We start from the raw sequence: 25,681 nt of genomic DNA on the forward strand, positions 1-25,681 counted from the left end.
ATCGGGCTAGAGTCTTCTTTGGGTTATAAATCCATCAAAGTATGCTCCCGCCCTGGCTGCTACCGGAGTTAGGTCACGGAAAGATTGAGGGAAGATACCTGTTAGTGAACGAACAACGATAGGCGTTGAGTTCACCATTAGCGTGTCTTCTTGGCGTTGTGCTGTTTCGATTAGGTGAGCAATCGCTTTACCGCCACCGCCACCAGACAGGTTTTGGAAAGAGACATTTTCTACGATGTCTGATTTCACCAATACATCACCCGTACCACGAGCTGTCATATCCCAACCACCACCAGCGCCGCCAGGGATTAGGAAGTGGATTTTTTCTACGTCAGCAGCAAAAGTGTTGAAAGAAAAGGTTGCTGCGATGATAGAAGCCGCAAGAGTAGGTTTCAGTGCCTTGAACATGGTTCACGTTCCTTATGTAGGGGATCTCTTCAATGGAGAGAAACTTATGTTTTATTTCCAGCTACTAAACAGATGAGTAGGATATTGCTTAGCAGATGAAGCTAAAGTTAACGGTGTGTTAATGAAATGTCTGTAATGCGGCGATATTGAGAATAAAGAACATTGGATTAATATTGTTCATAAAGTTCACGGTAACGTGTTTTTGTCCATTTACTGTTGAATGATATCTGGATTCTAAAATCGTAGTTATTGTCTCAGAATGATTGAATTCATTGACAAAGGTTGGATTTAACTAGCGTTTTCTACTCGAGTGCATTGGTTGTTGGTCTATATTGTTAGATGTGACTACGATAACTATTTCTGCAAAAGAGTCAGGTGTATAGAGGTGTTAGATTTTAGATGTGGAATAATGAGTTACTATAGTTGATATGCAACTTAAGCGGTATTGATTGCGCTAGGCTGTTAACTTTGGAGTTGGCGATTATTCAAGGATGAAATAATGGCATTAAAAAAAATTTCGTTACGCTTTACCGTTGGAACAATGTTCATACTCGCGACTGTGCTAACGGCTGTGGTTGCGGTCTCTCTTCAATACTACTTCAGTAAAAAAATGGCGACGGAGAATACTCTGTCAAAGTTGACGATGGTATCTCATGACCTGAGTGATTATATCGGCGCGATTGACTCTGACGCAGCCAACACCGCGCGTTTACTTGCTACAGTGAAACGATCTATCAGTAACAAAATATCGAAAGAAGAGTCGCGTAGTATTCTTTCTGAAGCCATTAAAGATAACCCTCTCTTTTATAGTATTTACATTGGCTCATCCGATGAAAATTTCTTCCAAATTATTAACCTAGAATCTGCCCCTGTCGTTAGAGAAAAAATAGGAGCACAACAAACGGATCGTTGGGTTGTGGTTGAGATTCAAAATATAGGGCAGGAGCGAGTCCGGACAACGAAATACTTTGACCAAGAGTTTTCCCTCAGAAGCTCAACTACGGAGCAGAGCAACTACTTTCCAACGACCAGGCCTTGGTATGTTGCTGCCAATGTTCTGTCGGTCGAAAAAACTCAGCCATATCTTTTTCAGCATTTACAAATTACCGGACAAACTTATTCTTTAGCGTTTGAGTCGAAAATCGAATCTGAAATTCAACATGTGATTGGTATTGATATTGTGCTGTCTTCTTTGGCTAACAAATTATCAGGTACGGCGCTTGGATTAGCAGAAGATAGTAAGGTTGAGTCTTTCTTATATTCGAAATCGGGTAACATTATTGCGTCTAACCTCAAGGTTAATAATCAGGAATCGGAGTTTGATGTATCAAAACTGATGCTATCATCTGAGCAAAAAGCCTTGGTTAATGATACTCCTCCGCTTTTAGTGTCTAATCAAAATGATTGGGGGCCGATGGACTTTTCAGTGGCGGGAAAACCAAACGGCTATGCGATAGACCTTCTTAAAATGATTGGTGAGATGACAGGGATCAGGTTTGAATTTGTTAATGGTTTCTCTTGGGGCGAGCTTGTCAGTAAGTTTCAAGAAGGAAGTATTGATGGCCTGCAATCGGTTCAAAATTATAAAAATAATGGCATAGATGGCCTATACACGACTCCAATTTATGAATTGCCATTTTCTATCGTGACAAGGGTCGGCGCGAAGGTTGTCACTAATTATGCCGAGCTTGAGGATAAAAAAGTGGCCATTTTATCTGGGCGGTCAATTATTCCTAAGCTAAGGGAAGACTTTCCGAATATTGATTTAGTTGAGTTTGAAAACCTAGAGTCCGCATTTGATTCAATTGAAAGCGGAGAGAACTTTGCATTCTTAGACGCTGAACCCGTACTCTCGTTTGCATTAGATAGGTTTTTCCAACCAGGCCTTGTTGTAAATGGGGCTCTAGAAGATCTAAAACAGAACTACTCAAATCAATTCCATTTGGTGTTGCAGAGCAAGCATAAGCAATTGCTTCCAATTATTGACAAAGCTATCGGCAGGTTAAGTGATGAACAACTTGATACCTTAGCGAAAAAGTGGCTCCATGATACCGGCTTTAATACGAATACGACGGTTCCTTATATTGAACTTTATGATTTGACTAAGGAAGCAACGGTTGAAGGCAGTATGGTAAGGGTAGAGTTGAATGGCGAGATCAAACATCTCTATTTAAAGAAAATAGACACGGGCGAACACTACTCTGAGTATTTTGCGGTATTGATTCCCGAATCTGAAGTCTTCAGTACAGTCAATAAACGTCTAGCAACCTCTGTTGGTGTAACGGTGTTACTGATGAGTTTGACGTTGCCTATTGCTTGGGCTTTTGGTGCGCCGATAGTGCATCCAATTCGCCAATTAGAGGAAGAGACTCATAAGGTTAAGCTGCGTGATTATGACAACGTGACAATTCTTGATACTCGAATCAAAGAAGTGTGGGAATTATCTGTTGCCGTAAAAGATATGGCTATGGAGATTAAACGACATGAACAGATGCAAGAGGCGTTTGTTGAGTCGTTTATCAAGCTCATCGCTCAAGCGATCGATGATAAGTCCGCTTATACGGCAGGGCATTGTAATCGTGTACCAGAACTCGGCTTGATGTTGGCTGACGCGGCTGAACAATCACAATCTGAGCACTTCAAAGACTTTGAGTTTAAAAATGATGACGAACGCCGTGAGTTTAGAATTGCGGCTTGGCTTCATGATTGTGGCAAGATCACGACACCGGAACACATCGTCGATAAAGGTACGAAGCTAGAAGCGAACTACAACCGAATCCACGAGGTGAGAACTCGTTTTGAAGTACTTTGGCGTGATGCGGAAATCACTGCTTTGAGAAAACAACTTGAAGGTACTCTATCAACGCAACTGATAGCCGATGAGCTTGCGGCAACGAAACAGCAGCTACAAGATGACTTTGCCTTTATCGCGATATCAAACGTTGGTGGTGAGTTCATGAGTGACGACAAAGTTGCTCGCATTCGTTCGATAGCTGAGACGACTTGGATGCGTAACTTTGATGATCAACTTGGTCTATCACCGATAGAAGCCTTGAATCGAGAATCGAGTTCAAGTTTGCCAGCGACAGAGCTGCTGTTAAGTGATAAGCCTGAACATATAGTGAAAAGAGATAGGCCGTTAGAGTTTGACCCGAAACACCAAATCAAAATGGATGTGCCGGAGCATCTATACAACTTAGGCGAAGTCTACAATCTGAGTATTGCACGCGGTACATTGACTGCTGAAGATAGATTTAAGATAAACGAGCACATGCTTGGCACGATTAAGATGCTTGAGAACCTGCCATTCCCGAAAGAGCTAAGTCGTGTTCCTCGCTATGCTTCGACGCATCATGAAACACTCAAAGGTACGGGATATCCAAGGAAGCTGACTGGTGATGACCTTTCAATCCCAGAACGTATTCTGGTGATCTCCGATATTTTTGAGGCATTAACCGCTGCAGATAGGCCTTATAAGAAGGCTAAGCCAATCAGTGTTGCTGTCGACATCATGTACAAAATGGCGTTGGACGAGCATCTCGATATCGAACTGTTTAGATTGTTCTTAACCAGCGGTACTCACCTGCGTTATGCAGAAGAGTATCTCAAACCGGAACAAATTGATTTCGTTGATATCAACAAATACCTAGAAGTTACTCGTCAGATAGCTTGATTAAAGGTTGGCTTGTTAGAACGGGTTCGATGAATGAAAGGCGCACATGAGTGCGCCTTTTTTATATCTGTTTATCGGTGAGCTGGTGGATAGATACGAAGGGGGCTGCTTTTGACAAGTTTCGGCTATAAGTTGTCGACATATCGATTTCAAATGATTTTAGGGTAGATAGGGGGGTAGTGACTCTTACTCTGATTAAATCGATAAATAACAGATGGTTGAGTTGTTTGTAGTGTCCTTTTGGATTAGTTTTAATCGTCTATGAAAAATACTACCTTAGTCTAAATTGTCGACAATTGGCTTGATTATCGACAATTCAATCGTGTATTTTATGTTCATGTTATGAAATTGTTGACAGTTAGGGTCGGCAATCAGAAGTGAGCAGCGTGAATATGAATACTGCGATAAAAGATCTCACCTTAAATGCAAACACGAAAACACGTGTGAGCAACAAAGAAAACACCAAGTCGGAAAATCTGACAGAGTATCTCGTTGAGGCGATTGTTAACGGTGAATTAGCACCGGGCAGTAAGATCTCGGAGCCTGAACTGGCTAAACGCTTTGAGGTAAGCCGAGGCCCATTACGTGAAGCGATAATGCGTGTTGAAGGGCTTGGCTTGATTGAACGCATTCCTCATGTAGGGGCTCGAGTTATTACTTTTTCGGCAGACAAACTACTCGAGTTGTACGCGGTACGAGAGGCATTGGAAGGCATGGCGGCTCGCTTAGCAGCAAGACATATCACACAAGAAGAGCTTGTCGGGCTTGAAGGATTATTGTCGACACACTCAAAATACATCGATGAAGTCGAAGGTTCTTCTTACTTTCATCAACATGGGGATTTCGATTTCCATTACCGCATTATTAAAGCGAGTCGTAACAGCAAACTCATTTCGCTGCTGTGTGATGAGCTTTATCACCTATTACGCATGTACCGCTATCAATCGCCTAGGGCTCAGTCTCGGCCCAAAGAGGCGCTCGATGAACACAAATACATCCTACAAGCGATTCGCAACCGTGATGAAGAGCTAGCAGAAATGCTAATGCGAAGACACATCTCGGGAAGCCGATTACTTATAGAGCAACAAATTCAATCCAAAGATCTTGATTAATTGGCGACTGGTATTTGCTAGCGGTTCTTCGCTGGCGAGAGCTAAACATCAGTAGTCATAAAGATTAGAAATTAACAATTAACAGGGAGCGTCATTATGAAGTTATCAGCAGGAGGTAAGTTCCGACAAGCTGTGCAAGACAACGACCCATTGCAGATCGTCGGTACGGTGAATCCGTATTGCGCGATGATGGCAAAGAACTTGGGGCATCAGGCGATCTATTTGTCTGGCGGAGGCATCGCCAATGCGTCTTATGGGTTGCCTGATTTAGGCATCACCACATTGAACGATGTGTTGGTAGATGTTGAACGTATTACCAACGCGTGTGATCTGCCATTGCTGGTGGATATCGATACGGGATTTGGTGGCGCATTCAATATTGCACGTACGATTCGCGCTATGGAGAAGGCAGGCGCAGCAGCAATCCATATGGAAGACCAAGTGGCCCAGAAACGCTGTGGTCATCGACCAAATAAAGCGATTGTAAGTCAGCAAGAGATGGTCAATAGAGTCAAAGCGGCAACCGATGCTAGAACCGATGAAAGCTTTGTGATTATGGCACGTACGGATGCATTGGCGGTTGAAGGCATTGATAGCGCAATTGAGCGAGCGATAGCTTGTGTTGAAGCGGGCGCAGACATGATCTTCCCTGAGGCGATGAATCAACTCGATCAATACGTGAAGTTCTCGGCAGCGCTGAAATCAGCAACGGGCAAGCACGTGCCTATTCTTGCGAACATCACTGAATTTGGCCAAACACCACTCTACAGCTGTAACGAGTTAGCCCAATCAAGTGTCGACATGGTGCTTTATCCATTGAGTGCGTTCCGTGCGATGAACAAAGCGGCGGAGAATGTTTACAAGCACTTGCTAGTTGAAGGCAATCAAGAAGCTCTGTTGGATTCAATGCAAACCCGTAAGGAGCTTTACGAACACCTTAATTACCACGACTACGAGAACAAGCTTGATCAGTTGTTTTCAAGCGAAGGGTAAACCGGTTTCAATTAATCAAAAATCAACTTAATCCAATAACGTGAAATGGTTAGTCGCCATATCCAGTATCGATGATAAAGATCATCGGACACATAAACAGGCAGCACCAAAGAGTGCAGGCGACTAACACAGAAAAGGAGTTCACCATGTCTGTATCTTTGAGTGATAAAGCAGCTGTCGAAAAGGCTTCAACAGAAAACCAACAACAAAGCGAAAAACCCGAAATCAAACCAGCTAGCGCACCTGCAATCGGTGGTGCTGGTCTACGTGGGCAGAGTGCGGGAACCACGGCGCTATGTACGGTAGGCCAGTCAGGAACGGGTTTGACCTACCGTGGCTATGACATAACCGACCTTGCTAATCATGCTCAGTTCGAAGAAGTGGCGCATCTGTTACTAAGAGGTCATTTGCCCAGTGAAAAAGAGTTAGACGATTACAAAACGTTGTTGATTGGTTTGCGCGGCTTGCCTCAACCTTTGAAAGCAGCACTAGAGCTTATCCCTGTAGACGCTCATCCAATGGATGTGATGAGAACGGGTTGTTCAATGCTAGGTAATCTAGAGCAAGAGTCAGATTTTTCTGAGCAACTGTCTGCGACTGAGCGAATGCTTGCGCTTTTCCCTGCGATTATTTGTTACTGGTACCGCTTTAGTCATGATGGCGTGCGCATTGACACTGAAGATCAAAGCGAAGCATGTCTGGGTGGCTACTTCTTGAAAATGCTAACAGACAAAACTCCAAGTGAACTTCATAAGAAGGTGATGCATTGCTCGCTCACCCTATACGCGGAACACGAGTTTAATGCTTCAACCTTTGCAGCTCGTGTGTGTGCATCAACCCTGTCTGATATTCATTCGTGCGTTACAGCAGCAATTGGCACACTAAGAGGTCCTTTACATGGCGGTGCGAATGAAGCGGCAATGGAAATGATCCAAGATTGGAAATCCGCTGATGAAGCAGAAACTAACATCATGCAGATGCTTGCTAACAAAGACAAAATCATGGGCTTCGGTCATGCCATTTATCGTGAAAGCGACCCACGAAATGCTCTAATCAAGCGTTGGTCAAAAGAGCTAGCTCAAGAGGTCGGTGATAAACAGCTTTACGCCGTTTCAGAACGTGTTGAAGCGGTTATGAAGCGCGAGAAAGGCTTGTTCTGTAATGCTGACTTCTTCCATGCATCGGCATATCACTTCATGGACATCCCAACCAAATTGTTTACTCCGATCTTTGTGATGAGCCGCCTTACAGGTTGGACGGCGCATGTGTTCGAACAAAGAGAAAACAATCGCATCATTCGTCCAAGTGCAGACTACACCGGGCCAGAGCATCAAGACTGGTTACCTATTCATCTACGTTAGCCCTCTATAACGAGCCGACTTATGTCTTGAGGTGACTTCCGTCTTCATACGACAAGGCCTCAAGAACCAACGAATAGAATTTAACAGATAATGGTGGATGTATGTCTGATGTGAAACTTGAACAAGCTCAGTACCTTGATAAAAATCAGTACCGAAAACTTTTACCCGGAACTCATTTAGAATATTACGATGCTTGCGAAGCGGTAGAAGCGATATCTCCGGGCAGTTATAAAACCTTGCCTTATACGTCGAGAGTATTGGCAGAGCAATTAGTAAGACGCTGTGATCCTGAAACCCTTGAAGACAGCTTAAAACAGATCATTGAACGCAAGAGTGACCTTGATTTCCCTTGGTATCCTGCGCGTGTGGTGTGTCATGACATTCTTGGTCAAACAGCCCTAGTAGATTTGGCTGGATTAAGAGACGCGATTGCCGACCAAGGCGGAGACCCTGCCAAGGTGAACCCCGTTGTCGAAACCCAACTGATTGTTGATCACTCTTTAGCTGTGGAACATGCAGGCTTTGATAGTGAAGCCTTTGATAAAAACCGTGCGATTGAAGAACGCAGAAACGAAGATCGTTTTCATTTTATTGACTGGTGTAAAATCGCGTTTAAAAACGTGAGTGTGATTCCTGCGGGTAATGGAATTATGCACCAGATTAACTTGGAGAAAATGTCTCCAGTGATTCAATCTAAAGAAGGAATCGCGTTTCCTGATACCTGTGTTGGCACCGACAGTCATACTCCTCATGTTGACGCTCTGGGTGTTATTGCAATAGGTGTAGGTGGTTTGGAAGCTGAGACTGTGATGCTCGGTCGTCCGTCTATGATGCGATTGCCTGATATTGTAGGCGTTAAACTGACGGGTCAACGACAAGAAGGGATAACCGCAACGGATATTGTGCTTGCGATTACAGAGTTTCTTCGCAATCAGAGAGTGGTTTCCAGTTATCTAGAGTTCTTTGGTGAAGGGGCTCGTGCACTGACCATTGGCGACCGCGCCACTATATCGAATATGACACCAGAATACGGCGCGACAGCAGGTATGTTCTATATCGATGAACAGACCATACAATACCTAAAGCTGACAGGACGCGAGCCTGAACAGGTTGAGTTAGTTGAGCTATACGCTAAGCAAACTGGCTTATGGGCCGATGATTTAGATTCCGCTCAATACGAACGTGTGCTTGAGTTTGATTTGTCTAAAGTTGAGCGCAACCTTGCAGGGCCATCCAATCCACATCGTCGTTTACCAACCAGTGAACTTGCCAAACAAGGCATCAGCCAAGCTTCTTGGAAAGAGCAACACGCTGAACAATATTCTGATGAACAAATGCCAGATGGTGCCGTGATCATTGCGGCGATTACTTCTTGTACCAATACCAGTAACCCAAGAAATGTCGTCGCCGCAGCATTGGTTGCGAAGAAGGCCAATCAGCTTGGATTAGTTCGTAAGCCATGGGTAAAAACGTCATTCGCGCCAGGCTCAAAAGTTGCCAAGCTTTATCTTGAGTCCGCCGGTTTGTTGCCTGAACTGGAAAAACTAGGCTTCGGTATCGTCGGTTATGCGTGCACAACCTGTAATGGAATGAGTGGTGCGTTGGATCCTAAAATTCAACAAGAGATCATCGACCGTGACCTATATTCAACCGCTGTGCTATCGGGGAATCGAAACTTCGATGGTCGAATTCACCCTTATGCCAAACAAGCGTTTTTAGCATCACCGCCATTGGTCGTCGCTTATGCCTTAGCTGGTACGATTCGCTTTGATATCGAAAAAGACAGCTTAGGTACAGACAGCAACGGAAAATCGATCTATTTAAGTGACTTGTGGCCGAGTGATGCAGAGATCGATGCAGTGGTCGGTGAACATGTTAAGCCTCAGCAATTCCAACAAATCTACGTGAAAATGTTCCAGCCAGACGAGGAACAGGTGACTACTGAACCGCTTTATGACTGGCGACCTCAAAGTACCTATATTCGCAGACCACCTTATTGGGAAGGAGCTCTGGCGGGAGAGCGAAGCCTATCTGGTATGAGACCTTTAGCGATTTTGGGTGACAACATCACCACAGATCACTTATCCCCTTCAAATGCGATTCTCGCTTCGAGCGCTGCGGGGGAATACCTCACCAAAATGGAAGTGCCGGAAGAGGACTTTAACTCTTACGCGACCCATCGAGGCGATCACTTAACCGCGCAACGAGCAACATTCGCCAACCCTAAGCTGTTTAACGAAATGGTGAAGGACGCTGGAGAAGTCGTGCAAGGTTCATTAGCAAGAGTTGAACCTGAAGGTCAAGTTACGCGAATGTGGGAAGCGATAGAAACTTACATGAATCGTAAACAACCCTTGATTGTCGTTGCTGGTGCCGATTATGGACAAGGTTCATCACGTGATTGGGCAGCCAAAGGTGTGCGTTTAGCGGGTGTTGAAGTGATTGTTGCTGAAGGGTTTGAACGAATTCACAGAACCAACTTGGTTGGCATGGGCGTGTTGCCTCTGCAATTCAAAGCGGGGACCAATCGCAATACCTTAGAATTGGACGGTACCGAGCTTTACGACGTGTACGGCGACATTGAAGCAGGTTCAGACTTGGCTTTAGTGATCACTCGTAAAAGCGGTGAAAAGCTTGATGTGCCAGTAACCTGTCGATTAGATACCGCAGATGAAGTGAATGTGTATAGCGCTGGTGGTGTGTTGCAGCGTTTTGCCAAAGACTTTCTTTCACAGTAGGAGCTAGTTATGAACATCAAACAGATAAAAGTACCTGCTACCTACATGCGGGGCGGAACAAGCAAAGGCGTTTTTTTCAACTTAAGTGACTTACCTGAAGCTGCGCAAGTTGCCGGAGAAGCTCGAGACGCATTACTTCTGCGCGTGATTGGTAGTCCAGATCCTTATGGCAAACAAACCGATGGTATGGGTGGTGCAACATCCAGTACCAGTAAAACCGTGATTGTTTCGAAAAGTAGTAAAGCCGATCACGATGTTGACTACCTATTCGGCCAAGTTGCCATTGATAAGCCGTTTGTGGACTGGAGTGGTAACTGCGGCAATCTGTCTGCTGCAGTGGGCCCATTTGCTATTCATAGTGGCCTAGTCGACTCGAATCGTATTCCAGAAAACGGTGTGGTCGAGGTGCGAGTATGGCAAGTGAACATAGAGAAAACCATTATTGTTCATGTACCTATCGCTGGTGGCGAAGTTCAAGAGTTAGGTGATTTTGAACTCGACGGTGTGACTTTCCCCGCCGCTGAGATCCAAGTTGATTTCCTAGACCCCGCCGATGCGAGTGGCTCTATGTTCCCAACAGGGAATGTTGTCGATTTTTTAGATGTTCCCGATCTGGGTTGCATCAAAGCGACATACATTAATGCTGGGATACCCACCATTTTTGTTGATGCTGAATCGGTTGGCTACCAAGGCACTGAACTTCAATCAGATATCAATAGTGATACCAAAGCCTTGGCTCTGTTTGAATCCATACGAGCACATGGTGCAGTAGCAATGGGTCTTATTGATTCTTTAGAACAAGCTGAATCACGTCAACATACACCTAAAGTCGCGTTTGTTGCTAAGCCTCAAGCGTACCAAGCTTCCAGTGGTAAATCGGTTGCTGTCGAAGATACTGACCTTCTGGTGCGTGCTTTGTCTATGGGGCAACTGCACCATGCCATGATGGGTACGGCTGCGGTTGCTATTGCTTCAGCGGCAAGTGTTCCTGGCACCTTAGTGAACTTGGCAGCCGGTGAGGGAAGTCGTGATTTTGTGACTTTTGGTCATCCATCAGGAACCTTAAAAGTGGGTGCTAAAGCGATACAAGGCGAAAGTGGTTGGAGAATTGAGAGGGCGATTATGAGTCGTAGTGCCCGAGTGATCATGGAAGGTGCCATTCGTGTGCCTTTTCCCAAGTAAAGCGATTGTCGTGAACGGTTAAATGTTCACGAATACAACGCTGAGAAAAGAGTGCACCCAAGTGAAACTGTTAAAAGCTAGTCGCTTGGACTAATAGATAAATCATGGAGGAGGCACTATGTCTGCTACGAATCGAATGACTAGAAAAACAGATTACATCACCGAGTATCAATGGGCGAGGGAAGACCCAAATTCGTTTTGGGAAACACAATCACAAGCAATTGATTGGTTTGAGTCACCTAAAACGATATTACAAACTGACGATAACGGAATTGAGCGTTGGTTTCCTGATGGGGTGATGAACACCTGCTGGTTGGCGCTTGATTACCATTGTGAAAATGGGCGAGGTGACAATACCGCACTGATTTACGACTCTCCAGTTACAGGAACTCAATCCTCGTACACTTACAATCAATTGCGTAACCAAGTGGCTAAAGTCGCTGGTATGTTAGCCACGCAAGGCGTTACCAAAGGTGATCGTGTGGTGATCTACATGCCAATGATTCCTGAAGCGGCGATGGCAATGTTGGCCTGTGCACGACTAGGTGCGGTGCATTCGGTGGTGTTTGGTGGTTTTGCCCCTCATGAGCTTGCCGTTCGAATTGAAGATGCCGAGCCCAAGGTGTTGATTACTGCATCCTGCGGTGTCGAGATAAATAAAGTCCTGCCATATAAGCCGGTGGTCGATCGCGCGATCATGGACAGCCGATGGAAGCCTGAGAAAGTGGTGGTATTCCAAAGAGAGCAGTCTCTAGCCGAATTGAACAACGAACGTGATGTACTTTGGCAGCAAGCTGTTGAGGATGCTTTGCCTCACGTATGTGTGCCTGTTCTAGCGACTGACCCACTATATATCTTGTATACATCAGGGACGACGGGTAAGCCAAAAGGCGTGGTGCGCGATAATGGTGGTCATGCGGTCGCGATGAAATACTCGATGAGCACTATCTACGATATGCCGCAAGATGGTGTGTTTTGGGCGGCTTCTGATGTCGGCTGGGTAGTGGGGCATTCCTATATTGTGTATGCGCCATTGATTCATGGTTGCACAACCATCTTGTTTGAAGGAAAGCCAGTTAGAACGCCAGATCCGGGGGCATTCTGGCGTGTGTGTGAAGAGTACAACGTCGATGTGTTATTTTCTGCGCCAACGGCATTTAGAGCTATCAAGAAAGAAGATCCTGAAGGCGAGTTACTCACCAAGTATGACTTATCATCGCTCAAGTCGATTTTTATGGCGGGAGAGCGTTTGGACCCGCCAACATTGGATTGGGTTGAGTCTCATACCAATAAACCGGTTATTGACCACTGGTGGCAAACCGAAACGGGTTGGGCTATTTCTGCCAATCCGACAGGGCTGGAATCTTTGCCAGTGAAAGCAGGTTCTTCAACTAAGCCTGTGCCCGGTTACCAAGTCGAGATTCTTAATGAATTGGGTGAAACGGCACAGCCTAATCAGCAAGGCTTTGTTGCACTCAAACGTCCACTACCACCCGGTTGTCTGCCAACGGTTTGGCGTAATCATGATCGATTCGAATCTGGCTATCTGAGCCAATTCCCAGGCTATTATGTTTCTGGGGACGGTGGCTATCTCGATGAAGATGGGTATCTATTTATTATGGGTCGTATCGACGATGTGATAAACGTAGCGGGACACCGTCTGTCGACTGGAGAAATGGAAGAGATCGTGGGTGGTCACCCAGCCATTGCAGAATGTGCGGTAGTCGGGATTCATGATGACTTAAAAGGGCAGCTACCTCTTGGTTTAGTTGTGCTGAAAGATGGCGTAAAAGTCGATGGTATTGAGTTACAAGCGGAGTTGGTTGGCAAGGTTCGCAATGAGATTGGCGCGGTCGCCTGTTTTAAGCAAGCCTTGGTTGTTGAGAGATTACCTAAGACGCGCTCAGGTAAGATCTTACGTAGAACGATCCGGCAGATCGCAGAAGGTGAACAATATGTGGTGCCTTCAACTATTGACGACCCTACCAGCTTAACTGAAATTGCTGAAAAGCTCGGCAAATAGACGTCGCAGTTTAGGTAATCTCACCTTCGGCTTGTTGATTTATACATAATCCGGCGTGATGGTTTACCTAAACTCTACTTTATTCATCCGCTTATCCATTGCGTTTACTATGACCTCATTATGAATCCCACATATTGAGGTCTTTTTATGCGAGCTTACTTTTTGTTGATTGCTTTATTGGTCAGTGGTGCTGCTAGTGCCAGTATTTCAAAGGATGAAGCGAGTAGAGCGTTGTTAGAACCTTTGAGTCATCCCAAGGTATTTAAATGTGTATCAAAGACTGGCGTCGATCTCTATCAAGCGGTTTTTGATATTGGTGTGGGATATGAAGCCGACCCTATTAACTCGAAGATGATCGTTAATTCAAGGAAAGGCCGCTACGAATATCAAATCTTAGGCGCAGTAAGGTCTGAAAGAGCTGGTGAAATTGTCGTGTTAACTCGCCATGTGGGAGACGGTGTTAAAGTTGCGGCTATGATTGATGACGAAAATGGCAAGATACTGGGGATCGGCGATAAAAATCATTATCGAGATTGTGATGTTAGGCCACCACCTAGCGTAGCAAACATGCAAAACTTTTGGTCTAAAGGCTAAGAGATATGTGAAAGGCAAGAATTATAGAGAAAGCGCGATTGAGGCGACCTTATTGGTCGCCTTTTTTGTTGGTGAGGATAAAGCGAGCTCAAAGCTATATATCATTAATCAGTTATGCGATGGCTGAATAATACATAGCTGAACATGATGTATCGTCTAAACGTGGCTTTATTTATCTCATTAACGGCTCTGCTTAAGATGGTTCTACTCAAAACGAAGAACTAAGCGAGACTCCTATGAAATTCACTAAACCTTTTCTTTTAGCGACACTGATTGTGACTCTTTCTGGTTGCGCATCACCAGCAATGGATAACGAAAATGAGAATGCCGCACGTAATCGTGGTGCGGTAGGTGGTGCTTTATTAGGAGCAACAGCCGGCGCTCTAACTGGAGATGCGAGTTTAGCCGTTAAGGGCGCTGCATTAGGTGGTGTGACCGGTGGTGTTGCGGGTTCAATGAAAGATACGGACGATGCAAGAAACGCACAACGAACCCAAGTTACTGCTGATGGTCTAGCGCAAGACAATCGCACTGATGCAGAAAAGCGAGTTGCGGAAGTAGAGGCGGAAATTAAGCTTATTGAACTGGAACAACAGCTTGCTGATCTCAAAGAAGAGAAAGAAGATAACGGTGCATAAAGCTGAAGCTACAGCAAAAGCCACAGCAAAAACCATAGCTTCGATATTCGTTTAATTCAAAATCATTCAAACAGAATGGCCACGTAATGTGGCCGTTTTTGTATCTAAAATACACACTTCAAACAATGAATTAATTCAATAACTTGTATAGATACTCACGCCAAGTAAACTAGACTCAGTTTAGATATTAATTTGGTTTGAGAAGCGCAATAGTCATGAATGTCACCTTAAGGGCCGCAAAGCACGCGGATTTAGAACAACTTAACGAGTTAATGTTCGATCTCCACCATCACCACCACCTTGCTAGCCCTGAGCACTTTAAAACGGCAGAAGAGATTGAGCAGGAAAAAAGCATTGCACGATACTTGGATGACCCTGAATGTTTGGTTTATGTGGCATTAAAAGGAGAGCTCATTGTTGGCTTTATCTCTGGGCATTTTTGTGAGCTTATCTCAACGGTCAGCAAACCAGTGCCGATGGGAAGTGTCGATGAACTGTTTGTCTTGCCTGATTATCGAAAAGAATCGATTGCTGAAAAGTTGTTTAACAAAGTTGAAAGTACTTTTGATGATTATGGGGTTGAACAAGTCTTTGTAGAAGTTTGGGACTTTAACTCGCCTGCCAAGGACTTCTATCAAAAAATGGGGTTCACACCTCACATTCAATGGATGAGGAAGGCTTTGCACAAAACGTAGACAGCGATTTTGTGTGGCTTTGATTACAATAGTTCAACTGCAACAGCAGTCTTCAATATTCTTCTATTATTTTTTAGGTAAACTCGTTGGTTATTCGATATTTATTAGTTTTCATACTGTCTCTTTTGAGTACTACTTCCGCTTGGACAAACGACACTTTGCCCGATCATATCGCGGGCGCCTTGTGTGTAGTACGTGCTGATAATCAAATCGTGTTGGTTGATGAGTTGATCACCGGTCAATTGTCTCTACCGGGAGGCACTGTTGTTTCAGGTGAGCCGCCAGCCGTCGCGGCGCAACGTGAAACGTGGGAAGAGGCTGGTTTGTCGGTAACGGTCGGTGATGTGCTAGGTTATACCGACAGTGCCGTCGTGTTTGATTGTATTTCTGACTCTGAAGTGATCAGTTACAAGGCTCGAAATGAGTTAGGTGGCTTTGAGCTGCCGATTTGGTTTGCGCCTCATTACGGCGTGGAAGTCAGCCGAGCGATGTTACTTCCTCCTACTGAATTACAAGATCACCAATACCGCTATCCAGAACAGTGGTCTGAGATTAACGAATTCTTTCTATCCGCGACAGACCAACCGGTGACGTATGTGACTGAGCTGGTGGGCGCAGCACCCAAAGTCCATCAAGCTGAATTAAATTGGATTGTGTCGCTTCAAAACGCGTTCGATAAGATGCCAAGCGTGTTTGCGAATACTGTGCTTTTGACTGACTTGTTGGCGAAGCCATGGGTTTTCATTGTGATATTGCCGTTAATTGCTTGGTATTTTGGCCGTAACTTCGCGTTGAAGTTTGGCTTCACTTTGATCTCGGTGACATTGCTTACTTTAATCGCGCACCAAGGTTTTGGTTTTCCACGTCCACACGCTTACTTGCCAACATTGAAACTGGTGATGAGCAGTGGGTATAGTTTTCCAAGTCTGTTGGCTGCTTTATGGGTTAGTTTAACCTTGTTAGTCTTTTGGAAACTAAAGCGCCTCTTGGAGCAAAAAGCGATTCTGGTAGTGCTCGCTGGCCTGCTGTGGATCATGCTATTTAAGTCTTATTCAGGCAGTGCGTTCTTTAGTGATGTATTAATGGGTGGTGTATTAGGCGCGTTAACGACGTGGCATATCGTGAGATTAGACGCTAAACCGGATGTTGATATTAGCGCTTTGTTGAGTTCTAAAGGTGTTTGGTGGGCATTGTGTTTACTGTCGATTGTTCTCACGGTGATATGGCCACTGCCAACATTCTCATTCTGGGTGGCGATTTTGATGACGATTGCATGCCTAGTGACGTTAACAGACTCGAAACCTTTAGTTGGTCAGTTCTCATTCAAGATCGTTCTTGGAGTGATGGCGATGCTGTTAGCGGGAAATCTGCTGATTAGCTGGGCTGGAAGCTTTGTCTCTTTCAGTGGTATTGCTTCATTTATTATTGAAACGTTACGTTTCCCAATATTGATTCTGTTTGGTGTGGTGGTATTTCGTCTGCCATGGAAAAGAGAGTAAGCGACTCGACTAACACAAAATCAAAAAGGCTGTGCAGTGCACAGCCTTTGTCATTTCTGAAACAAGCAAAAAGTAATTCTTATTAGAACCTGTTGAGCGTTTATGAGTTGAAGATAAACTTCTCAATCGCGACCGCTACACCATGGTCGTCGTTGCTAGCTGTGATGTGATCCGCCAGTTTCTTGGTTTCTTCCATTGCGTTTTCCATTGCAATGCCAAGGCCTGCGTATTCAAGCATATGGTGATCGTTTTCAGCATCACCCATGCAGATGACTTCTTCCGCTTTAATGCCTAAGTGTTTCGCTATCGCTTCAATACCGACACCCTTGTTTGATTTCGGGTTTAGGAACTCTAAGAAGAATGGTGCACTTTGTACGATAGTAAACTGAGTCTTAAGCTCTTGTGGCAACTTACCGATGATTTCAGTCAGCTTGCTTGGTTCAGCGACAATCATAGTTTTGATGATTTCGTGGTCATCTTCTAGTTGAGAAAAGTCGAACTCGGTTATATCTAAGCAATTAATACGCGCTTCAATACCAGTGTACTCATTGTTCTCAGGTGTGATTAAGCCGTGGATCTTGCTGAAAGCATGGACATAACCACCAAGCTGTTCAGCGAGGGCAGCAATCTCTTTTGCGGCTTTACCGTTGCTGATCTCACTGTGAATGATCTCTTTTGTCGATACGTTCTGAACCATAGAGCCGTTGTAGAAGAGTACAAAGTCATCTTCGCCGTCAATCGAAAGCTCATCTAATTTGCTTTGCATGCCTTCTAAAGGGCGACCAGAAGCGAGAACTACTTTCACACCTGCAGCGCGTGCTTTGGCGATTGCGTCTTTGTTCTCTTGAGAAATCACTTTTTCACTGTTGAGTAGTGTGCCATCCATATCAAGAGCAATCAGTTTGTACATGTTGTTCCTTACTAAAAAATTAAAAGCTAACGAAATCTATGGGCGAAAGGATAAGGGAACTTGAAAGTTCAGGCTAGGGCTTTGATCAACTCATTTATCAGTACTCATTTGTTTGACCAAAAGGGGGAAGTGCTTTAAGGTCTGCGGTTGATTAATTTCATCAAATGATTGAGCTGAGGGAAAGTTGTACAAGATTAATGAAATGTTTGAAACCATTCAGGGTGAGGGCGTGTTTACTGGCGTTCCCGCTGTTTTTGTTCGTCTGCAAATTTGCCCAGTGGGCTGTTCTTGGTGTGATACCAAGCAGACCTGGGAAGCGTTGCCAGAAGAGGAAACCAGCCTTGGCGATATTATGGTTAAGACAGAAGATTCACCTACTTGGTCAGCAATCGATGCTCAAGGAATCGTGAATGAATATATCAAGCAAGGTTACACTGCTAAGCACATTGTGATTACTGGTGGTGAGCCATGCATTTATGATCTTGTTCCTCTTACTGAAGCGTTTGAGCAGCACGGTTGTCGCTGTCAGATTGAGACTAGCGGAACATCAGAAGTTAAAGCCACACCGGACACTTGGGTTACGGTGTCACCGAAAGTGGCGATGAAAGCGAAACTGGAAATCTTAGATAGCGCCTTGCAACGTGCTAACGAAATTAAGCATCCAGTAGGTACAAGCAAAGACATCGAACAACTTGACGGTTTATTGGAGCGAGCAGCAGTTCCTAACGACACTGTTATCGCTCTGCAACCAATCAGCCAAAAAGACCGCGCTACTCAGCTTTGTATTGATACCTGCATTGAGCGCAATTGGCGCTTATCAATACAAACTCACAAATATTTGAGCATCGCATAGGTTGTATTTTTACTGGGCAAGATAAGTCGCTAGTAGAAGGTTCTCGTAAGGATTTAAGATGAAAAAAGCAGTGGTAGTATTCAGTGGTGGTCAAGACTCAACAACGTGTCTTGTTCAAGCATTAAAAGAGTATGATGAAGTTCATGCGATTACGTTTGATTATGGTCAGCGCCATAGACTCGAGATTGAAGTTGCTGAGTCATTGTCGAAAGAGCTTGGTGTGAAAGCGCACAAAATGATGGATGTGACTCTGTTGAATGAACTGGCTATCAGCTCTTTGACTCGTGACGATATTCCTGTGTCTCATGAGCTGCAAGAGAATGGGCTGCCGAATTCATTCGTTCCTGGTCGTAATATTCTATTTCTGACTCTAGCGGGTATTTACGCTTACCAAATCGGTGCTGAAACCGTGATTACAGGTGTGTGTGAAACAGACTTTTCTGGTTACCCTGATTGTCGTAATGACTTTGTGAAGGCGATGAACTCTGCACTTGTACAAGGTATGGACAAGCAGCTTGATATCAAAACACCGCTAATGTGGTTAAACAAGGCTGAGACATGGGCGCTAGCAGACCAGTACTCAGCACTTGAACTTGTTAGAAACAAAACACTGACTTGTTACAACGGCATTGTTGGTGATGGCTGTGGCGATTGTCCGGCATGTGAACTGCGTAAAGTTGGCCTTAACGATTACCTCGGTGATCGCGAAAGCATCATGGCTGAGTTGGTTCGCAAACAGGCTGAGAATAAATAATTTCAGGTAAATCAATCGGTTCGTTATATGCATCAATAATGCAGTTTCGGCCGTTGCTTTTGGCTTGATAGAGTGCTTGGTCGAGCACTGAATACAAGTCATCAAAGTCACTTAATGCGTTTGAGGTTGCTAGATAAGCAAAACTCGCGGTCACATTAAGTGACTTTTTGCTTTCTGATAAAAAGACAGTGCTTGAAATGGCGTAGTGCAACTCTTCAACGCGTTCTCGTACCTCTGCTGGTGGGGTATCGGTTAACATGATGACAAATTCTTCACCCCCTAAGCGACCAAACAATTCACCATTCACTAAGTGTTTTCTAATTTGATCACTAATATGGACCAGTGCCCGATCACCAGTAGGGTGCCCATGCTCATCATTAATCTTCTTAAACTTATCTAGATCGAGCAGCACGAGCACATGCTGTTTGTCCGTCCCTTTACAGCGTTTCACTCTTTTGATTCTTCGAATTATCTCAGTTCGGCTATATGCTTTCGTTAAGCCATCAATTGCTGCTTTTGCGCGAACCGTTTTGTTTATCAATACCGTGAAGCTTGCAGCGCAAAGCAACAGAATAACAACGATGTTGTACATCCATCTTTGATGTTCCATTTTTTCAATTTGAACGCGGTCGAGTTTCGTCTGATGTGTCAGGAAAGAGCTTTCTAGTTCTTGTTCATATTTGGCGTGCGTCAGGCCGAGCGCTTCGAGTGCGAGTCGATTGTCGATATCTCTAGCTTCCATTTGTATTGACGAGTATCGCTGGTAGAAATAGAAAGCTTGTTGGTAATCGCTGAGTGATTGATGAATATCAGAAAGCTGAAGAAGTGACTGCGCGATGTATTTATGCCTTGTGACTTGTTCAGCTAATTCTAGCGCTTGTTGAGCATAGTTGAGTGCTTCCGTTGGCAGTTTCTGTTCTTCGAACATATCGCTGATCGCCAAGTAAGCATTGATGCGAATGACATCATTGCTCAGTTCGATCGAAGCTGAAAGAGACTCAATTAGGTAGGTTCTCGCCACATCATAGTTTTTCGTTTGAGTGTACGCTTTTCCTAAGCCAAGACTTGTGAGTGCAATACCGTAGCTATGCGACGTTGAGCTCAGCAGTGTTCTTGCTGTCTGAAAGTGGTGAATTGCTAGTTCACTTTGCTCTTGGTTAAGGTAGAGATCCGCAAGGCTGTGATGCACTTGTGCTTTCATTAAATCTGAAGCGTTTACTCTGAGAATGAGAGCTTGCTCTAGATACTCCGCCGATTTTTCATATTGCTTTAATTCTTTGAGCAAGTTACCCACATCGTTGTAAACCCCTGAAATATCATGCCCTTGTGGAAACACGTTTATTAGTGATAGGTAGGTGTCTAGTGCAGCTTGATAGTCACTGCGGAAATGATGATTGTTCGCGATGACTCGATAAGTCCCGAATTTTGGTAATACAGGGTCAGCGATGTCATGTAAATCTGACTGAAGGGCAGAGCAGTAATAGTTCGCTTGATGGTATTTAGCTTGCTCGTTAAGCGATCGGCATAGCTGGTACTTTAGTAAGGCTTTACCAGTTAAATCACTGCGAGATTGCATTTTCGCCAAAAGTGTTAGAAAGCCTTGTTGTGCTTGTTCATATTGGCCTTTGCCGTCTTTCCTCAGAGCAGAAATAAACGCTGTTTCTATCGCTTGGTAGTCATTGTCGTTTGAAGCGATTCCGTAGAACGGCTGATCTCGGTGGCTCATGTATTGATACAGAAGAGACGCAAGGTAAAGCTTATCTCCATAAACCGTTGAGCCGATGTAGCGTGTTTGCAGCATGTTTAATGCGCGCTCAGGAGAGTGGTTTAAAGTAGAGAGATAAAGCGCGTTCCAATCAGCATTTGGAGTAGAGCTTAGATTGGAGGTATAGACTGGTGAATTGTGGTCACGATCTGATGTTGATACTTGGCTATAAGAACAAAAGCTAATGAATAGTAGAAAGGTAACAAAAACGAAGTGATTCACAAGAGACGATCAATCAGATAAAGAACGATATTCTATTATTAGTTTGATGTTGCTTCAAATTTTGAATGGTGCGACTACGTGGTTATGCGAGGTAGGTCTCTAATTTATTGATACTAATCAGAGGTATATCGGTCGCGCGAATCGTGCGACCGATATCGGAAATTAGATGTATAATTTCGCTAGGTCAGAAGGCTCAAGTTCTTTGCCTTCTAATGTTGCATTCCAGTTAGTACCAACAAGAACGCCGTCTTCAGCAAGAGTCAGTAACCAATCTTCTACAAAGATATCTAGTGGAATTTCTAATACTTCGAAGTCAGCCCACTCTTCAACGTTGTGAGTTTGAGCATCTTCTTTTGAAGACCAGAATGGCATCACTTCGCTGTTTTCGAATTCACTTGAGTCACATGCTAGCCAACCTTCTTCGTTGCGAAGGCCCCATACCAGTTTAGTTTCTTGTGTTTCAGAAACGAAAAGTTCTAGATTTGCTTGAGTATCAGCTGTTAGTTTGCTCATGGATTAATTCTCTATGTTGATAACGTGGCAAGATTAACATTATAGACGGCTTAGGTATATGCTATTCAAGGAATTATCACCATACTGAAACGTTAACTTAAGATAACGTTTCAGTATGGTAAAAGCTGGGTACGCCTACTTTTTAATTTTGGTGAAGATGTGCCATTCTTCTTTGATATTACCCTTAAATCCAACAACGGAAGCAACAACTTTTCGATGTAGTGCGTGATTGATTTGGGTGTCATCACTGCTGAATTCAGAATCACCATGACCTACGATGCTGACTCTAGATGGCTGAATACCGTTGCTAATTAGCGCTCGTCTTACATGTGATGCACGTTCTTTCGAAAGCTTTAGGTTATGTTCCGCGTTACCTACTTTGCTGGCATAACCTTGCAATTCAATGCTGGTACTTTCGTAGCGCTTTAAAAATGCCGCCATTTGGCGTATGTGCCCTAGAAAGACAGGGTTTATTTCCGTTGAATTATTAGCGAAGAGTATATGCAGCTCTTTCTTTTCCGATGACTCGAAATATGATCCACAACCGTCGTTATCGATCTCGGCACCAATTTGTGTATCGGGACATAAATCTCGCGCGTTTATTACACCGTCATTGTCATCATCTTGAAGATCGTAAATTTGAGTGGCCGGCGGTAGAGCGCGATATTCGAATTCATCTTCGTTGTTTTCAGCTAAAACATTGGCAGATACAACCATGAAGCAAAGCGATAATACTGTGTTGGTAAGCTTCATTAATATTCCACCTTTTCATTCCATTCTTCTGGGATCTCAACTCGTAAACCGATGAGTAGGTTACCAGTTGCGTTCATTACGCGATATTTTGCGTATTGCTCGTCATACTTAGCATCTAAATAGCCTTTACGAGCTTCGAATAATTCATTCTCAGTGTTAAGTAAGTCGAGAAGGGTACGTTTACCGATACGGTATTGTTTCTCATATGAGATTACCGTGTCTGATGCCGAGTCTACGTGGTCAGATAGGAACTCTTTTTGCTGAACCGTTAAATCAAGTGCGCTCCATGATAGACGTAGACTCTCTTCTACATTGCGGTAAGTACTTTCGCGAAGGTCCTTGGCTTTGTTGAGTTGGTAGGCTGCACTTTCTGTGCGGTCTTGATCCGAACCACCATTGTAAAGGTTGTATCTTAAACGAACCATGGCAGAAAACTCATCGCTGCTGCCTTCTGTACCACCGGCGTCATCACGCCAAGTTTGAGCGGCTTCAAAAGAAACAGTCGGGTAGTTGGTACTCTTAGATTGTTTGTATTGGAACTTCGCTGAGTCAACATCGGCTTGTGCAATCTTAATGACTGGATGCTGGTTAAACGCTTTTGCCAACGCACCATCAACGGTATAAGGAATTGCACCCGCATCTGCGCGAGGGAAAGTTAACCCTAAAGGAGATTGACCAACAAGTCTTTTAAACTGAGTATGCGTATCAAAAAGGTTGTTTTGAGCAGCAAGCAAATTCCCGTGCGCTTTCGCAATACGAGCTTCAACTTGTGACATATCTGCGGTTGAACCAATACCTGATTCCACGCGCTTACGAATATCGTTATATATCTCTTTGTGCGTCGCTAAGTTACTTTCCGAAAGAGAAAGCACTTCATAGGCTTTCACTGCATCAAGATAAACCTTTGTTACTTCTAAAGCGATGTCTTGCGCGTTAGATAGTAGTTGATAGCGCACGGACTCTGCATCAGCCGCAGTACGGTCAATATCATTGGATGTATTAGCGCCATCCCATATTAACTGGGTCAAGGTGATCGTTGCTTCTGTTCTAGTCAGATCGGTAGTGTCTTGGTTGGTTGCTAGATCAGTATGTTCATAACCAATCCCACCATCTAAGTCTATACTTGGTCGATAAGCACCACCAGAAGCGTCGTTAAGATAACGCTTACTGATATATTCGTTATAAGCACTTTTGATTTCAGGGTTGCTTTCTAATGTAAACGCAACGGCTTGCTCTAAGGTTTGTGCTGTTGTCGGCAAACTTAGCGCTATAGCTAACCCTAATGTTGTCGTTTGAATGTAATTCAATTTCCATCTCTCCAAATTGGACTGCATCTAAACCTACGCTTTTTAATGTGCTAGATACGAAATTTAGATGAACCGCCAAAAAAATAACGTTCGCTCGAGAAGCTACCGTAAATGGTTGTAAAGTTGTTAACAGTTTGCTGTGCGTTTTATGATGATTTTGAGAACGTCAATTTTACGTTTTTAGCTCTGTTATTTTTCGCAAACACAATAACTTATATTGATAGTGTGAGCACTTTCATTATTGTGTGATGTGATCAGCGTCATTACCTTGTCACTCGGTATGTTAAATGCACGATTCATAACTAGGAATTATGTGATGTTAAATGTTATATTTAGGCTAATATTATAAATAAGATGTCACAAAGTTGACGTGACAAGCGAAAATGGTTTTTAGGGGTTGATATGGACATTACAGCATTGAATTTGACCGGTGCTCTTGCATTGGGTCAGCGCATTGTTATTTCAGTTGATGGCACGGTTAGAGTACTCGAAGAGGGAGAGCCTCTACAGGCTGGAGATGTAACTCTTGAATCTCAAAATGGACCTAATGAACCTCAGGTATCAGTTAAGCGTTTTTCACCTGAAGACGGTGAAGTTGAACTAGACCAGGATATCGCAAATATTTTTGCCGCATTAGAAGAAGGTGAAGACCCTACTGAGTTAGGAGATGAGTTCGCTACCGCTGCTGGTCAAAATGGTTCTAGCTTGGCAACTAGTGGGACTGTAGAGCGAGACGGTGAAGAAACGATCCCAGCAACCGAATTTATAACAACGGGATTTGAAGCGCTGGGCATGTCGCGAACTCAAAGCCTGAGCCTTCTAGAGCAATTCCGTTCGTTTGAGCAAACTAATAGCGCCCCTACCTTTGTTGATACCAATAACTCGCCTGTCGGTGACACTCTCTCATTTACAACCGATGAAGATACTCCAGTAAGCGGAACGTTGTCAGCATCAGATGAAGATGGCGATTCGCTGTCTTTCGTTAAGTTCACCGATCCATCAAACGGTACTGTCGTTGTCGATGAAAATGGTGATTGGACTTATACCCCCAACGAAAACTACAACGGTACCGATAGCTTTACGGTTATCGTCGATGATGGAAATGGTGGTACTGACACAATTACGGTTAACGTTGGCGTAACTCCCGTAAATGATGCGCCGATAGGTAATGACCTTTCAGTAACCACCGACGAAGATACCCCAGTAAGCGGAACGCTAAACGCAACAGATACGGACGGAGACTCGTTAACATTCTCAAAAGGCACAGATCCGTCAAACGGTTCTGTAGTCGTTGATGAAAATGGTAATTGGACCTATACGCCAGACGAAAACTACAACGGAAGCGATAGCTTCACCGTTGTAGTTAGCGACGGGAATGGAGGCACAGATACTATTACTGTTGATATTGGCGTGACGCCTGTAGATGACGACTCTTTATTTTTTAACCAAGAACTAAGTTATGCGGAAAACCAAGTGGCGGGCGCGGTGGTGGGTACCTTGTCCGGCAGCGATCTGGATGGCGTGACCAAATACGAGTTCAAACACAGTGACGGCACCTTAAGCACCATCAGTGAAGACGGTTTCTACAGTGTGGATGCGGCTGGCAACATCAGCATCACGACAGTGGGTGTGGCGGCGGAGGTGAACGACTTCGAGCAAGGCACGAACAGTGGCGATTACCAGATGGT

The 25,681-nt window shown here is 44.2% G+C and carries 19 protein-coding genes and 1 pseudogene; 14 read left to right on the top strand and 6 right to left on the bottom strand.

Going from position 1 to position 25,681, the window contains the following annotated elements; all coding sequences use genetic code 11:
* Nucleotides 1-39 precede the first annotated feature (39 nt).
* Nucleotides 40-408, bottom strand: a pseudogene (locus tag AB6E52_RS20120) (tripartite tricarboxylate transporter substrate binding protein); the annotation flags it as partial.
* 499 nt (nucleotides 409-907) lie between these two features.
* Between AB6E52_RS20120 and AB6E52_RS20125 the strand changes: the two are divergent.
* The 11 genes from AB6E52_RS20125 (at nucleotide 908) to AB6E52_RS20175 (ending at nucleotide 16,916) form a co-directional block, all read left to right on the top strand.
* Complete coding sequence (locus AB6E52_RS20125) at nucleotides 908-4,081, top strand: HD domain-containing phosphohydrolase (RefSeq protein WP_102321430.1); 3,174 nt, start codon at nucleotides 908-910, stop codon at nucleotides 4,079-4,081.
* Nucleotides 4,082-4,473: 392 nt separating this feature from the next.
* Nucleotides 4,474-5,193 carry a GntR family transcriptional regulator gene (locus tag AB6E52_RS20130; protein WP_102321431.1) on the top strand — a complete coding sequence of 240 codons (720 nt, stop codon included), beginning with the start codon at nucleotides 4,474-4,476 and terminating at the stop codon, nucleotides 5,191-5,193.
* Nucleotides 5,194-5,289: 96 nt separating this feature from the next.
* On the top strand, nucleotides 5,290-6,186 hold the full coding sequence (gene prpB, locus AB6E52_RS20135) for a methylisocitrate lyase (RefSeq protein WP_102321432.1): 897 nt from the start codon (nucleotides 5,290-5,292) through the stop codon (nucleotides 6,184-6,186).
* 146 nt (nucleotides 6,187-6,332) lie between these two features.
* A complete protein-coding gene (prpC, locus tag AB6E52_RS20140; RefSeq protein WP_102321433.1) occupies nucleotides 6,333-7,547 on the top strand; it encodes a 2-methylcitrate synthase in 1,215 nt (404 codons plus the stop codon).
* A 101-nt stretch (nucleotides 7,548-7,648) separates the two neighbouring features.
* The gene (acnD, locus tag AB6E52_RS20145) at nucleotides 7,649-10,285 is read left to right on the top strand and encodes a Fe/S-dependent 2-methylisocitrate dehydratase AcnD (protein WP_102321434.1); all 2,637 of its coding nucleotides are present in this window, start codon (nucleotides 7,649-7,651) and stop codon (nucleotides 10,283-10,285) included.
* Between the two features lie 9 nt (nucleotides 10,286-10,294).
* The gene (gene prpF / locus AB6E52_RS20150; RefSeq protein WP_102321435.1) at nucleotides 10,295-11,467 is read left to right on the top strand and encodes a 2-methylaconitate cis-trans isomerase PrpF; all 1,173 of its coding nucleotides are present in this window, start codon (nucleotides 10,295-10,297) and stop codon (nucleotides 11,465-11,467) included.
* A gap of 118 nt (nucleotides 11,468-11,585) precedes the next feature.
* Entirely contained in the window at nucleotides 11,586-13,490 is a 1,905-nt protein-coding gene (locus AB6E52_RS20155) for a propionyl-CoA synthetase (protein WP_102321436.1), read from the top strand.
* A 147-nt stretch (nucleotides 13,491-13,637) separates the two neighbouring features.
* On the top strand, nucleotides 13,638-14,084 hold the full coding sequence (locus AB6E52_RS20160; protein WP_102321437.1) for a hypothetical protein: 447 nt from the start codon (nucleotides 13,638-13,640) through the stop codon (nucleotides 14,082-14,084).
* Between the two features lie 236 nt (nucleotides 14,085-14,320).
* Complete coding sequence (locus AB6E52_RS20165; RefSeq protein WP_017062298.1) at nucleotides 14,321-14,722, top strand: glycine zipper domain-containing protein; 402 nt, start codon at nucleotides 14,321-14,323, stop codon at nucleotides 14,720-14,722.
* 215 nt (nucleotides 14,723-14,937) lie between these two features.
* On the top strand, nucleotides 14,938-15,417 hold the full coding sequence (locus AB6E52_RS20170; protein WP_009846623.1) for a GNAT family N-acetyltransferase: 480 nt from the start codon (nucleotides 14,938-14,940) through the stop codon (nucleotides 15,415-15,417).
* 86 nt (nucleotides 15,418-15,503) lie between these two features.
* Entirely contained in the window at nucleotides 15,504-16,916 is a 1,413-nt protein-coding gene (locus AB6E52_RS20175; protein ID WP_102321438.1) for an NUDIX domain-containing protein, read from the top strand.
* 100 nt (nucleotides 16,917-17,016) lie between these two features.
* On the opposite strand, the gene AB6E52_RS20180 is transcribed toward AB6E52_RS20175, so the two are convergent.
* Nucleotides 17,017-17,826 carry a Cof-type HAD-IIB family hydrolase gene (locus AB6E52_RS20180; protein ID WP_017062301.1) on the bottom strand — a complete coding sequence of 270 codons (810 nt, stop codon included), beginning with the start codon at nucleotides 17,824-17,826 and terminating at the stop codon, nucleotides 17,017-17,019.
* 184 nt (nucleotides 17,827-18,010) lie between these two features.
* Here AB6E52_RS20180 and queE point away from each other — a divergent pair, with 184 nt between their 5' ends.
* Together queE and queC are read left to right on the top strand one after the other, a co-directional pair.
* Entirely contained in the window at nucleotides 18,011-18,679 is a 669-nt protein-coding gene (queE, locus tag AB6E52_RS20185) for a 7-carboxy-7-deazaguanine synthase QueE (protein WP_346762947.1), read from the top strand.
* Between the two features lie 58 nt (nucleotides 18,680-18,737).
* Nucleotides 18,738-19,433, top strand: a complete 696-nt coding sequence (gene queC / locus AB6E52_RS20190) for a 7-cyano-7-deazaguanine synthase QueC (protein WP_102321439.1) — start codon at nucleotides 18,738-18,740, stop codon at nucleotides 19,431-19,433.
* On the opposite strand, the gene AB6E52_RS20195 is transcribed toward queC, so the two are convergent.
* The 4 genes from AB6E52_RS20195 to AB6E52_RS20210 form a co-directional block, all read right to left on the bottom strand.
* Nucleotides 19,393-21,420: a diguanylate cyclase gene (locus AB6E52_RS20195; RefSeq protein ID WP_102321440.1), complete on the bottom strand. Its 2,028-nt coding sequence runs from the start codon at nucleotides 21,418-21,420 to the stop codon at nucleotides 19,393-19,395. The two genes, queC and AB6E52_RS20195, sit on opposite strands and share 41 nt — an antisense overlap.
* A gap of 162 nt (nucleotides 21,421-21,582) precedes the next feature.
* The gene (locus AB6E52_RS20200; RefSeq protein ID WP_017062305.1) at nucleotides 21,583-21,933 is read right to left on the bottom strand and encodes a DUF2750 domain-containing protein; all 351 of its coding nucleotides are present in this window, start codon (nucleotides 21,931-21,933) and stop codon (nucleotides 21,583-21,585) included.
* A 135-nt stretch (nucleotides 21,934-22,068) separates the two neighbouring features.
* Nucleotides 22,069-22,686 carry an OmpA family protein gene (locus AB6E52_RS20205; RefSeq protein ID WP_102321441.1) on the bottom strand — a complete coding sequence of 206 codons (618 nt, stop codon included), beginning with the start codon at nucleotides 22,684-22,686 and terminating at the stop codon, nucleotides 22,069-22,071.
* Nucleotides 22,686-23,993 (bottom strand): TolC family outer membrane protein, encoded by a 1,308-nt coding sequence (locus AB6E52_RS20210; protein WP_102321442.1) that lies wholly within the window; start codon nucleotides 23,991-23,993, stop codon nucleotides 22,686-22,688. The genes AB6E52_RS20205 and AB6E52_RS20210 overlap by 1 nt, the downstream gene beginning before the upstream one ends.
* Nucleotides 23,994-24,395: 402 nt before the next feature.
* Between AB6E52_RS20210 and AB6E52_RS20215 the strand changes: the two genes are divergently transcribed.
* The coding region (locus tag AB6E52_RS20215) for an Ig-like domain-containing protein (RefSeq protein ID WP_372189971.1) at nucleotides 24,396-25,681 on the top strand (1,286 nt) is incomplete at its 3' end.

The sequence above is a fragment of the Vibrio sp. 10N.247.311.13 genome, from assembly GCF_041467595.1.
GTDB classification, from domain to species: domain Bacteria; phylum Pseudomonadota; class Gammaproteobacteria; order Enterobacterales; family Vibrionaceae; genus Vibrio; species Vibrio crassostreae_C.

Coding starts and splice junctions, on each gene's coding strand:
- AB6E52_RS20125 (WP_102321430.1), top strand. CDS start 908: ATGGCATTAAAAAAAATTTCGTTACGCTTTACCGTTGGAACAATGTTC.
- AB6E52_RS20130 (WP_102321431.1), top strand. CDS start 4,474: ATGAATACTGCGATAAAAGATCTCACCTTAAATGCAAACACGAAAACA.
- prpB (WP_102321432.1), top strand. CDS start 5,290: ATGAAGTTATCAGCAGGAGGTAAGTTCCGACAAGCTGTGCAAGACAAC.
- prpC (WP_102321433.1), top strand. CDS start 6,333: ATGTCTGTATCTTTGAGTGATAAAGCAGCTGTCGAAAAGGCTTCAACA.
- acnD (WP_102321434.1), top strand. CDS start 7,649: ATGTCTGATGTGAAACTTGAACAAGCTCAGTACCTTGATAAAAATCAG.
- prpF (WP_102321435.1), top strand. CDS start 10,295: ATGAACATCAAACAGATAAAAGTACCTGCTACCTACATGCGGGGCGGA.
- AB6E52_RS20155 (WP_102321436.1), top strand. CDS start 11,586: ATGTCTGCTACGAATCGAATGACTAGAAAAACAGATTACATCACCGAG.
- AB6E52_RS20160 (WP_102321437.1), top strand. CDS start 13,638: ATGCGAGCTTACTTTTTGTTGATTGCTTTATTGGTCAGTGGTGCTGCT.
- AB6E52_RS20165 (WP_017062298.1), top strand. CDS start 14,321: ATGAAATTCACTAAACCTTTTCTTTTAGCGACACTGATTGTGACTCTT.
- AB6E52_RS20170 (WP_009846623.1), top strand. CDS start 14,938: ATGAATGTCACCTTAAGGGCCGCAAAGCACGCGGATTTAGAACAACTT.
- AB6E52_RS20180 (WP_017062301.1), bottom strand. CDS start 17,826: ATGTACAAACTGATTGCTCTTGATATGGATGGCACACTACTCAACAGT.
- queC (WP_102321439.1), top strand. CDS start 18,738: ATGAAAAAAGCAGTGGTAGTATTCAGTGGTGGTCAAGACTCAACAACG.
- AB6E52_RS20200 (WP_017062305.1), bottom strand. CDS start 21,933: ATGAGCAAACTAACAGCTGATACTCAAGCAAATCTAGAACTTTTCGTT.
- AB6E52_RS20205 (WP_102321441.1), bottom strand. CDS start 22,686: ATGAAGCTTACCAACACAGTATTATCGCTTTGCTTCATGGTTGTATCT.